Raw genomic sequence first — 11,857 nt, 5'->3', positions numbered from 1 at the left:
GGGTTAGCCTTTCATCACGTTGACGTCTTCCACGGCGATTGTGCCGCGGTTCCGGAAGAAGCAGACGAGAATGGCAAGGCCAATAGCGGCCTCTGCCGCGGCAACCGTCAACACAAACAACGTGAAGACCTGCCCGACCAGATCGCCCAAATGGGTCGAAAAGGCCACAAGGTTGATATTCACCGCAAGCAACATAAGTTCAATCGACATCAACAGGATGATGACGTTCTTGCGGTTCAGGAAGAGCCCGAAGATCCCAACGACAAACAGCACCGCTGCCACCGTCAGGTAATGTTCCAATCCGATCATATCCCTCGTCCTTTTTGCAGCATGCGCGCCGCCTCGTCTAATTCCGTAGCGGGCCCAAGGCCCGATGCTTCGTACTTGTTTCTGCCGTCAATCGGCAGGCGCAATGGGAAACCCAAAGCGGTTTGTTACAATCCGCGCCGCTTGCGCTCGGCCTTGACCGGAATGCGTTTGGCTTGGGGTTTTGGGGCCAACACAAGTGCGGCGACCCCAATCAATGTTGCAATCAACAATTCCATCATCACAGTCCCTGCCCCGGTTTCACGTCTTTAAGTTCCATCGCCTTGGCCGGATCGCGGTAGATCTGGGCCAGAATATCCTGACGCTTGACGTCCTTGCGATGCCGTAGTGTCAGAACAATCGCACCGATCATCGCAACCAGCAGGATCAAACCGGCCAGTTGGAAGAGCAAGAAGTACTGATCATAAAGGATCAGGCCCAAGGCTTGGGTGTTGTGTATTTCAGAGGCATCCGGTGTCGGAGCTGACAGCTGCGATTTTGCCACCTCGGCAAAGTCCCATGCGCCAAACGCCATGGTTAGCTGCATCAAGATCATCAGGCCGATGAGCAAGGCCAGCGGCATGTACTTTGCCATTTCGGCCTTTAGTTCGGCAAAATCGACGTCCAACATCATGACAACAAACAGGAAAAGAACAGCTACCGCGCCGACATAAACAATGATCAGCAGCATGGCGACAAATTCTGCCCCCATCATCACAAAGAACCCAGCCGACGAGATAAAGGCCAGAATGAGCCAAAGAACGGAATGCACCGGGTTGCGGCTGATCACGGTGAAAAGCCCACCGGCAATCGCGCCAAGTGCAAACAGATAGAAGGCAAAGACCATCATGTCTCATCATCCTTTTTTTCAGCCATAACGTCTTTGGCCATTTCCATGGCCCGCGTCATGGCGGGAATTCCAGCGAACATCGACATTTGTGCGATTGTTTCGGCGATTTCTTCTTCGGTGGCCCCAGCTTCCATAGCGTGGCGCACCGTCGAGCGCATCGGCACTTCGGCCTGTGCGCCCTGCATTGTCAGACCGGCCAACGTCAGCAACAGTCGGGTTTTAGCATCAAGCCCATTTTGCGACAGGCCTTTACCAAAGAACATTTCCATGGCGTCTTTGCCCATGGTTGGCCACAGTTTTTCAAAGCCTGACGGGTCGAATGACGACATCGCCGGGTTAAAGGCCTTGGTCATTTCCTGAGCTTGTTCCATCATCAATTCAAACGGAGTTTTACCAGTCATTCTGTGCCCTCCTTGGTCTGACACGGGCCAAAAACCGACACCCGTGCCGCGACCCATTGTTCACCGCCAAAGTCGCGGGGTTCTAGAATCGAAACGACCTCTTGGTCGTCGATCTGAAACGGTGCAACGGATGACAAGCCTGAGTCAGGCCCGCTAAACTGCGTGCCAAAATCTTGCATAAGCTGGCCATGGATGGCCCCAATCATCGCGTCTTGATCCGGTGCATGGGTGGTCATGAAGCAGCTGCAAAAACTATCGTGCTCAACAACATCCAGCAAAACCTCGGGCGGCATGTGCCAGCCACTATCGGTGTCCTGCAACCCGGCCGCCTTGGCTTTGTCATCAACATTGGCAAAGTTTGGCGCGCTGGCCATACAGACCTGCGCAAAAATCTGCGCGCGCATGGCGACCCAAGCATCGCTCCCTTTTTCACCAGCTTGCTCCGCCCCGGCCACAGCAGAGTTCACCGTTGACGCCTGAAGCGCAACAGCAAGAGCAGCAAATGTGGTTGAACGAAGCAGCATGGCGTCAGGCCTTAGCGATACGGGGCATCAAGTTCGAGGTTACGGGCGATTTCAGCCTCCCAACGTTCACCGTTCGCAAGGAGTTTTTCCTTGTCATAGAACAGCTCTTCGCGGGTTTCGGTGGCGAATTCGAAATTCGGTCCTTCGACAACCGCATCCACCGGGCAGGCCTCTTGGCAGAAGCCGCAGTAGATGCATTTGGTCATGTCGATGTCATAACGGGTGGTGCGTCGTGAGCCATCTTCACGCGGCTCGGCGTCAATGGTGATCGCCTGCGCCGGGCAGATCGCTTCGCAGAGTTTACAGGCAATGCAACGCTCTTCGCCGTTCGGATAACGACGCAGCGCGTGTTCCCCACGAAACCGTGGACTAAGCGGGCCTTTTTCATGGGGATAGTTCAACGTCGCCTTAGGCGCGAAGAAGTATTTAAACCCCAGCTGGAACCCCTTTACGAAGTCCGCAAGCAAAAAGTACTTGGCTGCGCGGCCATAATCGATGTTTGCCATCAACTGGTCTCCTCGGCTTGGGCCTTCATGTTAGCCTCTAGCTTTTCTGCGGTTTCCGCATCCATGAGCGGATCGCCGTTTTCGTCATATTCTACAAACGCCGCTTCCTCAGCCGTGTCGGCCTCGGCAACGTCAGTTTCATCATCCCCCAAGCCTTCGGCAGGCATGGCCTCGGCCCCGGCGGCCCAACGAAACAACGCCGCAGCGATCTCATTGGCTTGTGGCATCAGATTGCCATCTTCATCCGTGTCCGGCAGCCCGCAATCACGCACAACAAAATCACCTAACGTGATCATGTCGATGTATTTCGCGTTTAACAGCGCCTCTTTCAGATCAGACATCGCCTTCCTCCTTGCTCCAAAGCCTCTGGTCGCCAGTTTGGAACCGGGCGCGTGTTGCGCCCTGCCCCGGGACTTGACCAATATGCTTTGTCACGATCATGGATCAGCCCCCGGTCGCATAGCGGGCATAAACGCCCCAGAACCATTCGAACTTGGCCGCAAAGGCCACAAAGACCACCCAGATCAGCGACATCGGCAGGAAGACTTTCCAGCCAAGACGCATCAATTGGTCGTAACGGTAGCGCGGTGTAATCGCCTTCACCATCGAGAAGAAGAAGAAGACAAAGACCATCTTCGACACCATCCAGAACACGCCATCAGGCAGGCCCGGAACCGGTGACAACCAGCCGCCGAAGAACATCACCGAAATCAGTGCGCACATCAGAACAACGGCGGTCAATTCGCCAATCATAAAGAGCAAGAACGGCGTCGAGCTATATTCAACCTGATAGCCCGCGACCAGTTCCGATTCAGCTTCGGGCAAGTCGAACGGCGGGCGGTTGGTTTCAGCAAGCGCAGAGACAAAGAACAGAATGAGCATTGGGAAATGCGGGATCCAGTACCAGCTCAGCAAACCAGCGCCCTCTTGGGCCTTGACGATTTCGCCAAAGTTCATAGATCCGGAAGAGATAACCACACCGATGATGATCAGGCCGATTGACACCTCATAGGAAACCATCTGTGCCGCAGAGCGCAATGAGCCAAGAAACGGGTATTTGGAGTTTGACGCCCAACCACCCATGATCACACCGTAAACCTCTAGCGAGGAGACCGCGAAGACATAGAGGATGGCGATGTTCAAATCTGAAATCACCCAACCGTCGTTGAACGGGATAACCGCCCAGGCGATAAAGCTCATTACAAGCGAAATCATCGGAGCGAGGAAGTAAACAAAGCGGTCGGCACCGGCAGGGACAACGACCTCTTTGACAATGTATTTGATAAAGTCGGCGAAACTTTGGGCAAGACCAAAGAAACCAACGACGTTCGGGCCTTTGCGCATCTGGACAGCGGCCCAAATTTTGCGGTCGCCCCACATCAAAAACGCCAAGGCCACCAGCAGTGGTACAAGAACCGCGAGAATTTGTGCCACGATCACAATCGCGATGCCTAGGTAGGTTGTGGTAAAGAATTCAGCCATCAGGTCCTCATACCATCGGTATTCCGTTCTCAGCGCAGGCCGATGCGACGGTTTCAGCGTCGATCGTCTTGAGCCCACGGGGCAGCGCCGGCGAGATGGTGTAAACCGCATCTCCCTGCCAGAGGCCACCCTCTTCGTTTACTGTCGTGCGCAAATGCCGCGCAAAACCATAGCCACGAATAAGCGCATATTGCGCCGCAACACATCGGGCATAGTCATCGACATCCGCAGCGTCGCGCGCCCCGCGCATCGCCACATGAAAATTCACCAGATCGCCGTCCAAAAGACGGGTCTCAATACCTTCGTACTTTGGTTCAAAAGGCAGCTCGGCCTGAGCGGATTGCTCCGAGCAGGCGGTCAACAAGCTGGCCAATCCGACCACAGTTATGAAGGCAAAAGCCCGCACCCTTATTCAGCCGCCATCGGGGCTTTGGTACGGTCTTTGGCACCGCGCGACAAATCCGCCATCAGGCTGGACGCCCGGGCAACCGGGTTGGTCAGGTAGAAATCCTTGATCGCATAGCGGAACGAGGCACTCCCCAGCTTGTCGGTGCCCAAGGCCTGCCACTCGTTTTCTGGAACGGTGTCGATCTTGGCCAAATGCGGAACGTCGGCGACCAAAGCCTGACGCAACGCAGCGAGGCTATCCCAAGGCTGTGTGGCGTCAAGCTCGGCGCTCAATGCCCGCAAGATCGCCCAGTTTTCCTTGGCCTCACCCGGCGCAAACCCGGCACGCATCGCCAATTGCGGACGTCCTTCGGTGTTCACAAACAAGCCATTTTCTTCGGTATAGGCCGCTGCAGGGAGGATCACGTCGGCACGATGCGCCCCACGATCCCCGTGCGACCCTTGGTAGATGACCAATGGTCCCGCCGCGATGTCGACTTCGTCAGCACCAAGGTTGTAGATCACATCACAGTCAGACACCGCATTGCGACCACCGTCATTGACCGCCCCAACGTCCAAGGCACCAACGCGACCCGCGGCCGTGTGCAGTACTAGAAACTTGCTTTCGGTAAGTTCGGCATATTTCTGAGCCGCGGCCAATACAGCAGCCCCATCCGCCTCGGCAATGGCACCTTGGCCAACAATGACCAGAGTTTCCTTGCCCTTGGCCCCGTCAACGTCACCATCCAAAAGCGCCTGAAGCGCCGCGCGGTCGGTACCGGCGTGGTAGTATTCGTAGGTCAGGTCGACCTCTTCGCCAACCACACCGATGTTGCAGCCATTGGTCCAAGCACGACGAATACGGGCATTCAAAACCGGTGCTTCTTCGCGTGGGTTGGTGCCGATGAGCATGATCGCCTTGGCCGAATCGATATCTTCGATGCTGGCGGTGCCAACATAGCCCGAGCGATTGCCCGCAGGCAGACGGGCCCCATCAACGCGACATTCGACGATACCGCCCTGCCCTTCGACGAGCTGTTTGACACTATAGGCCGCTTCGGTCGAGGCAAGATCGCCAACCAGAGCCCCGAGTTTCGTTGCGCCCTTGATGGCACTTGCTGCCTTGCCCAATGCTTCGGGCCAGGTGGCGGGGCGCAGTTTGCCGTTTTCGCGGATATACGGCGTGTCGAGACGCTGACGACGCAGACCATCCCACACAAAACGTGATTTATCGGAAATCCACTCTTCGTTCACACCGTCGTGGTTGCGCGGCATGATGCGTTTGACTTCGCGCCCCTTGGTATCAACCCGAATGTTGGAGCCAAGCGCATCCATCACGTCGATGGTTTCTGTCTTGCTCAATTCCCAAGGACGGGCGGTAAAGGCGTAGGGTTTCGACACCAGCGCCCCAACAGGGCACAGATCAATGATATTGCCCTGAAGGTTCGAATCCAGCGTCTGGTTCAGATAACTGGTGATCTCGGCATCTTCGCCGCGACCGGTTTGGCCCATCTGGGTCAAGCCCGCGACCTCAGAGGTAAAGCGAACACAACGCGTACAGCTGATGCAGCGTGTCATGTGTGTTTCGACCAGCGGCCCAAGATCGAGATCGTCAACAGCGCGCTTTGGTTCGTTGAACCGCGTACCAGACATGCCATAAGCCATGGCTTGGTCTTGCAGGTCGCATTCACCACCTTGGTCGCAAATCGGGCAATCCAGCGGGTGGTTGATGAGCATAAACTCCATCACCCCTTCGCGGGCCTTTTTCACCATCGGTGAATTGGTTTTCACAACCGGTGGCTGCCCTTCTGGGCCAGGGCGCAAATCGCGCACCTGCATCGCACAGGATGCGGCGGGTTTGGGCGGACCGCCCACAACCTCAACCAAACACATCCGGCAATTGCCCGCGATGGAGAGTCGTTCGTGATAGCAGAATCGCGGCACCTCAATCCCAGCCTCTTCACAGGCTTGGATGAGCGTCATCGCCCCATCTACTTCTACTTCATGGTCATCAATGATGATCTTGCGCAAATCGGACATGCCCGGCCTTTCCACGTTCATGGCTGGCACGGCGCCCCTTATGACACGCCGCGGTCGCTCGCCTTCTAGCGTGTGTAGCCGCGCGACGCCAGTCGTTAGAACACGGAATTGCGGGAAAAATCGCCGCGCCCCCATGGATTGGGACGCGGTTAAATGCGGGATTTAGAATGTATATTCAGAAATTCGCCCCGGTTTGGTAACAATGGTTAACAAAGACAGGGCGACATGAAATGCGACCTTGGTTTAAGGCGGCCGCAATTCGAATTAACGCAAAAGGGTTCCGATACCGGTCTGGCGCTTGATTTCGGCCTTGCCAAAGGAACAAAGCGCCTTGCGATCTTTGTAATTGACCCCCTTAGCAGTCAAGAAAGCTTCGGCTTTGCCGCGCATCCGGCGTTTTTCTTTTTTCGACGTCACATAATCGTCGATCTCTTGCTTGGAGTACCCCATGGATCGGGCCTTGTCTTGCAGATCGTTTAACCGCGACAGCGCCCGGAACATCCGAGCGTTAATACCATCACATTTTTTGCGAATCTCATCAGCTATCGCGACTTCCATCAATTTGTCGTCAATTGCAGGTACTTGGCTTAGCGGAGCCTTGGCGGCCAGAGGTTGGGCAGCGCCCAGAAAAATCAAAACAACGGGAATCAGGCGCATTATTGGCCCTCCTTGACTACTCATTTGACCAAAGATGGGCTGGGCGGCGGCAGTTATTCAATAACAGCCGCCTAAATGAATGAAAATCGGCAGGTTCCCACCAATTCAAGCGATCCTGTCTTAGCCCGCGTCGCGACAAGTTCCCATAAATGTCAGGGTATCGTTTTCGACAATCAAAGCGTCAGGATCTGTGTCGGGGCCAACCTCCCAATCAATGTCAGAAGAGCCGAAGTATTCAATACAATGACGAATCCCTTGATGTTCAGCGGCTTCAATCGCCCCATCCAAAGAATTGGACACTGGTTTGACGCTGGCAACAAAATGTTGACGATCTGAACGTTCTGCCTTGGCTTTTGTTTTAAACAACTGGCCGTCAAAGGTTGGGTTCTTACCGCTGCCAATGTTCAATTTCGAACACCCGGCAACCGCCAGCCCCATCATCAAAAAGATTGCGAAACGTCCCATCCCAGGCCTCCTCTGCACAGCCGCGCGAAATTGCGCCACCTTGCCATGCGTTTACCTTAACCAATTCAATCCAATAAGCCAATTGCGTCTCATGGCAAAGACCAGTGTTGCCGTTCGTTGGTGACGGGTCAAGTCAGGTCTTACAAACCAGTGAGTTTATGTAAGAGGTACAACACAAAAGCGATCGCCAATCCCCCCAGAATTGTAACAGGGACAGATTTCGAAAACTTCATTTGGAAGCGAGGGCCGTCTCCTCCATGAAAACCGCAGGAGCAGGTACTATTCTTTGGATAAGGCGGTTGGTTGCAGGCTGGACAACTATTTGGATGCAAGTCTTCGCTAGACAAAAAATTCCAAGACATATTCCAACCCCCTATAAAAAAGAGGGCTTAGAAGCCCCCTTTGAAACTTAGTGCTGAAACCGATGATTACTCGGCAGCGATGGCGCTGAGCTTACCGGATTTCTGCGCCTTGATCCGATCTTCGATTTCCTCGCGGAAGTTGCGGATCAAACCTTGGATCGGCCAAGCAGCCGCATCGCCAAGAGCGCAAATGGTGTGGCCTTCGACCTGCTTGGTCACATCCCAAAGCATGTCGATCTCTTCAAGATCAGCCTCGCCACGAACAAGACGCTCCATGACGCGCATCATCCAACCGGTACCTTCGCGGCACGGCGTACATTGGCCACAGCTTTCGTGCTTGTAGAATTTCGCCAAACGCCAGATCGCTTTGATGATGTCGGTCTGCTTGTCCATAACAATCACCGCCGCCGTGCCAAGGCCAGAGCCAAGCTCACCTCGCAGGTAATCGAAGTCCATGATCGCGTCCTTCATATGCTCACCGCGCACACAAGGAACAGACGATCCGCCCGGAATAACCGCCAGTAGGTTGTCCCAGCCACCACGAATGCCTCCGCAATGCTTTTCAATCAGTTCTTCAAAGCTGATTGACATGGCTTCTTCAACGACACAGGGGGTGTTGACGTGGCCAGAAATCGCAAACAGCTTGGTGCCCGCGTTGTTTTGGCGGCCGAAACCAGCAAACCATTCAGGACCACGGCGCAAAATTGTCGGCACAACCGCAATCGATTCGACGTTGTTCACGGTAGTGGGGCAGCCATAAAGACCAGAGCCAGCCGGGAACGGCGGCTTCATGCGCGGCATGCCCTTTTTGCCCTCAAGGCTTTCGAGCAAGGCAGTTTCTTCACCGCAAATATAAGCCCCTGCCCCATGATGCAGGAATAGGTCGAAATCCCAGCCCGAGCCAGCGGCGTTTTTGCCCAAAAGACCGGCGTCATATGCTTCATCAATCGCCGCCTGAAGCGCCTCTTTTTCACGGATATATTCACCGCGAATATAGATGTAACACGTGTTGGCCTGCATCGCGAATGATGCGATCAAACAGCCTTCGATCAACGTATGCGGGTCATGGCGCATGATTTCGCGGTCTTTACAGGTGCCCGGCTCGGATTCATCTGCGTTCACAACAAGGTAGGACGGGCGACCGTCGCTTTCCTTGGGCATGAAAGACCACTTCAATCCGGTCGGGAAACCGGCACCACCACGACCACGCAGGCCCGAGGCTTTCATCTGGTCAATAATCCAATCGCGCCCGTTCTGAATGATCTTTGCCGTGCCATCCCAATGGCCGCGCTTCTGCGCGCCGGCCAGAGTCCGGTCATGCATTCCGTAGAGGTTGGTAAAGATCCGATCCTGATCCTGCAGCATAGCCTACCTAATCCTTGTCTTTCTGGCGGTCCCGCCAGAGTCCGTAAATCATCCATATCGCCATTGCGAACCCGGCCAAAGCCAAAAGGTCAAACAAGACGCGTGTGCGCTGGGTCCAATCCAACGCTTGCCCAAGGGCGGTCATGACGATCCATCCAATCGCGACACCGGCGATGACAAGTGAAATCACCCGCCCTTGCCGCGCCTGATTGATCTTATCGCTCATGCCCGCCCTCCAAGCTTATGCAGTTGCCAGTTCAAGGGCTTGGTTCACCCAATCATTGCGCGAGGCCCGCCCCCGCACACCAGCGATGTTGTCGTCAACCCATGCGGTCTGGGCTTCGGTCCAATCCGCAATCTGGTCGTAATGAAAAATGCCTGCCTCTTGCAAGGCCAAAGCCAATTTCGGGCCAACACCTTTCAATTGTGTTAGGTCATCCGCTTTGCCGTTGCGCGCCGCCTTAAGCATCTCTGGCTTGGGGCTGATTGGCTTTGCTTTGGCGGCCGATTTTTCCTCGGCTTTTACTGGCTTGGCGGCTGCTTTAACTGGTGCGGGAGCCTCTACTTTTGGCTTTGCAGCGGTCGTAGCAGGTTTTGGGGCCGCAACTTTGGCCGCTACCACTTTAGGGGTTTCAACCACTTTGGGCGCAGGTGCAGCTGCTTTTGGTGCAGTGTCTTTTGGAGCTGCGGCTTTTGGAGCAGGCGCGGCGACTTTCTTGGCCGGAGCCGGAGTATTTGTCTCTGCCTTGGCGATCGTCTTCTCAACTGGCTTTGCAATAGGCTCGACCTTGGAGCTTGCAACTTTTGCAGGAGCAGGCTTCGCAACAGGCTCAACTTTTACAGGAGCCTCGGCCACGGCGGCTTGTTTAGCGGGCTTCTTTTCCGAAACCTTTGGGGCCGCTTTGGCGGTCACTTTAGCAGATACCGAAGCTTTCGGCGCAACTACGGAATTCAGGGCACCAAAACCGGCGCTCCAGCTCTTCCAAGGAAGATAGGCAAACCGCATCGCGGCTTCGCTCGACTGGGCAGCGAATTTTGTTTGCATGGCCATCATGCGCACAACAGGAGTAAAATCAGGGGTCATGGTATATAGTGGGGTCGTCTTGGTCACGTTATCGCTCCAAACTATGAAAAGCGCAGAACATCTGCGCAATTAAAGCCCCGTTCCTCCCCAACGTTGCTAGGTCACGCCTTGCATACTGCAGCGCAGCATGCAAGGCATCGCGGTGTCGCAGGGTCTTAGTAGACCCCGCCTTTGTCGACGCGTTTGGAGAATTCGGTTTCCCCACCCGCAGCCAAAATTTTGGCCTGCTCAACCCAATTGTCACGGGTCACGCGGCCTTTGAAACCAACCAAATTGGCATTGGCCCAAGCGACTTCGTCCTCGGTCCAAGCGGCAATTTGGCTAAAGTGATAAACGCCAAGGCTGTGACAAACCTTTTCAAGCTTTGGCCCAATACCTTTGATTTCTTTCAAGTTATCGGGACCACCTTCCAAGGGCGCTTCGAGGAGTTCCGGCTTGCTTCCCTCTTCGGTGCCTTCTTTGACACCATCACCATCATAGTCTTCGCCTAAATCTTTAGGCGTTGCTTCGGCTTTTGGTGCCGTCTCTGTCGCTGGTGCTGCTGACGCCCCTTGAGACACAGCCACAGCCGGGTCCTCAGTTGTCGCCGGTGTTGCTTCAACGTCCGGTTCCGCTACCGGCGAAGACGAGTCGGCCTCTGCTTTGTCTCCACCGTTATAGCGCCATTCGCCCTTGCGAGAAGCAAGATCCGCCTGACCTGGCAACTCGGTCGACGGTTTGATCACAGTCTCGGTTGTATCGGCACCCGCATCAGATGCATCGGCAGCCTCATCGGCAGCCGGTGTCGCATTATCATCGCCAGTGCTTTCGGATGCCGCCGGTTTGTCTGCACTCGCGGTCTCACCCTTGGCACCTGCGTCGACGTCACTTGCGTCGCCATCGGCATCGCCGTCATAGCTCCATTCGCCCTTACGCTCAGCCAGATCGGCTTCGCCCGCTAAGGCTTTGGAGGGTTTGACTGCCCCGGTCGCCTCACCTGCAATGTCGGATGCACCCGTTACCTCAACCGCGTCTGCCTCGCTTTCGTCAGATTTTGCCGCAGTTGTATCCTCAGAGGCTGGGGCTGCCGTGGCCGTTGCTGATGCCGCGGGTTGCCCCGAGGTTACAGAGGCTGCTTTTGCGGCGCTCGCACCAGCGGCGGTGACACCTGCTGCTGAAGCTACGCCCGTGCCTTGACCGTCACCATCAGACGCCTGTGAGCTGGAGCTGCTTGCGCCAATCGCAGGCACATCGGAACAAAAGAGCCAGTTGAACAAGAACCCAAGCAGCACCGCCGCCAGTATTCCCAAAATCAGCCCTGCAAAAATGCTCTTTCCCGCCACCGCTATGGCCATCAAGGCGATAATCACCCCAATGACTCCGGCAACCGTCCAGCATTTGACCGAGCAACTCTGTCCGCCGTTTGCGTTGTTCATTCCCTAACTCCCT

General features: G+C 55.3%; 16 protein-coding genes. 1 reads left to right on the top strand and 15 read right to left on the bottom strand.

Annotated elements, in window-relative coordinates:
• Nucleotides 1-3: 3 nt before the first annotated feature.
• From nuoK to AC5EFR_RS07595, 11 genes are all read right to left on the bottom strand, one after another.
• Nucleotides 4-309 (bottom strand): NADH-quinone oxidoreductase subunit NuoK, encoded by a 306-nt coding sequence (gene nuoK, locus AC5EFR_RS07645; RefSeq protein WP_097802727.1) that lies wholly within the window; start codon nucleotides 307-309, stop codon nucleotides 4-6.
• A gap of 238 nt (nucleotides 310-547) precedes the next feature.
• Nucleotides 548-1,156: an NADH-quinone oxidoreductase subunit J gene (locus AC5EFR_RS07640; RefSeq protein WP_493575262.1), complete on the bottom strand. Its 609-nt coding sequence runs from the start codon at nucleotides 1,154-1,156 to the stop codon at nucleotides 548-550.
• Complete coding sequence (locus AC5EFR_RS07635; RefSeq protein WP_493575261.1) at nucleotides 1,153-1,557, bottom strand: carboxymuconolactone decarboxylase family protein; 405 nt, start codon at nucleotides 1,555-1,557, stop codon at nucleotides 1,153-1,155. The genes AC5EFR_RS07640 and AC5EFR_RS07635 overlap by 4 nt, the downstream gene beginning before the upstream one ends.
• Nucleotides 1,554-2,081, bottom strand: a complete 528-nt coding sequence (locus tag AC5EFR_RS07630) for a hypothetical protein (RefSeq protein WP_493575260.1) — start codon at nucleotides 2,079-2,081, stop codon at nucleotides 1,554-1,556. The genes AC5EFR_RS07635 and AC5EFR_RS07630 overlap by 4 nt, the downstream gene beginning before the upstream one ends.
• 11 nt (nucleotides 2,082-2,092) lie before the next feature.
• The gene (gene nuoI / locus AC5EFR_RS07625) at nucleotides 2,093-2,587 is read right to left on the bottom strand and encodes an NADH-quinone oxidoreductase subunit NuoI (RefSeq protein WP_493575259.1); all 495 of its coding nucleotides are present in this window, start codon (nucleotides 2,585-2,587) and stop codon (nucleotides 2,093-2,095) included.
• Nucleotides 2,587-2,928 (bottom strand): hypothetical protein, encoded by a 342-nt coding sequence (locus AC5EFR_RS07620; RefSeq protein WP_493575258.1) that lies wholly within the window; start codon nucleotides 2,926-2,928, stop codon nucleotides 2,587-2,589. The genes nuoI and AC5EFR_RS07620 overlap by 1 nt, the downstream gene beginning before the upstream one ends.
• 103 nt (nucleotides 2,929-3,031) lie before the next feature.
• Entirely contained in the window at nucleotides 3,032-4,069 is a 1,038-nt protein-coding gene (gene nuoH / locus AC5EFR_RS07615; RefSeq protein ID WP_299927389.1) for an NADH-quinone oxidoreductase subunit NuoH, read from the bottom strand.
• A 7-nt stretch (nucleotides 4,070-4,076) separates the two neighbouring features.
• A complete protein-coding gene (locus AC5EFR_RS07610; RefSeq protein WP_493575295.1) occupies nucleotides 4,077-4,433 on the bottom strand; it encodes a YNQ4 family lipoprotein in 357 nt (118 codons plus the stop codon).
• Nucleotides 4,434-4,477: 44 nt separating this feature from the next.
• Nucleotides 4,478-6,496: an NADH-quinone oxidoreductase subunit NuoG gene (gene nuoG / locus AC5EFR_RS07605; protein ID WP_493575294.1), complete on the bottom strand. Its 2,019-nt coding sequence runs from the start codon at nucleotides 6,494-6,496 to the stop codon at nucleotides 4,478-4,480.
• Between the two features lie 264 nt (nucleotides 6,497-6,760).
• Nucleotides 6,761-7,153, bottom strand: coding sequence for a DUF5333 domain-containing protein (locus AC5EFR_RS07600; protein WP_493575257.1), 393 nt, complete (start codon nucleotides 7,151-7,153; stop codon nucleotides 6,761-6,763).
• Between the two features lie 120 nt (nucleotides 7,154-7,273).
• Entirely contained in the window at nucleotides 7,274-7,618 is a 345-nt protein-coding gene (locus tag AC5EFR_RS07595) for a hypothetical protein (RefSeq protein ID WP_493575256.1), read from the bottom strand.
• 257 nt (nucleotides 7,619-7,875) lie between these two features.
• Between AC5EFR_RS07595 and AC5EFR_RS07590 the strand changes: the two genes are divergently transcribed.
• A complete protein-coding gene (locus AC5EFR_RS07590; RefSeq protein ID WP_493575255.1) occupies nucleotides 7,876-8,031 on the top strand; it encodes a hypothetical protein in 156 nt (51 codons plus the stop codon).
• A gap of 15 nt (nucleotides 8,032-8,046) precedes the next feature.
• Here AC5EFR_RS07590 and nuoF read toward each other — a convergent pair whose 3' ends face one another.
• The 4 genes from nuoF to AC5EFR_RS07570 form a co-directional block, all read right to left on the bottom strand.
• Nucleotides 8,047-9,345, bottom strand: coding sequence for an NADH-quinone oxidoreductase subunit NuoF (gene nuoF / locus AC5EFR_RS07585; protein ID WP_493575254.1), 1,299 nt, complete (start codon nucleotides 9,343-9,345; stop codon nucleotides 8,047-8,049).
• 7 nt (nucleotides 9,346-9,352) lie between these two features.
• A complete protein-coding gene (locus tag AC5EFR_RS07580) occupies nucleotides 9,353-9,571 on the bottom strand; it encodes a DUF5337 domain-containing protein (RefSeq protein WP_493575253.1) in 219 nt (72 codons plus the stop codon).
• A 15-nt stretch (nucleotides 9,572-9,586) separates the two neighbouring features.
• Complete coding sequence (locus tag AC5EFR_RS07575; protein ID WP_493575252.1) at nucleotides 9,587-10,456, bottom strand: helix-hairpin-helix domain-containing protein; 870 nt, start codon at nucleotides 10,454-10,456, stop codon at nucleotides 9,587-9,589.
• Nucleotides 10,457-10,584: 128 nt separating this feature from the next.
• Nucleotides 10,585-11,844, bottom strand: coding sequence for a helix-hairpin-helix domain-containing protein (locus AC5EFR_RS07570; protein WP_493575251.1), 1,260 nt, complete (start codon nucleotides 11,842-11,844; stop codon nucleotides 10,585-10,587).
• Nucleotides 11,845-11,857: the final 13 nt, after the last annotated feature.

It is taken from the genome of Pelagimonas sp. (assembly GCF_058892305.1).
The sequence above is the reverse complement of the archived record's forward strand: the minus strand, read 5'-3'. Positions and strand labels throughout refer to the sequence as shown.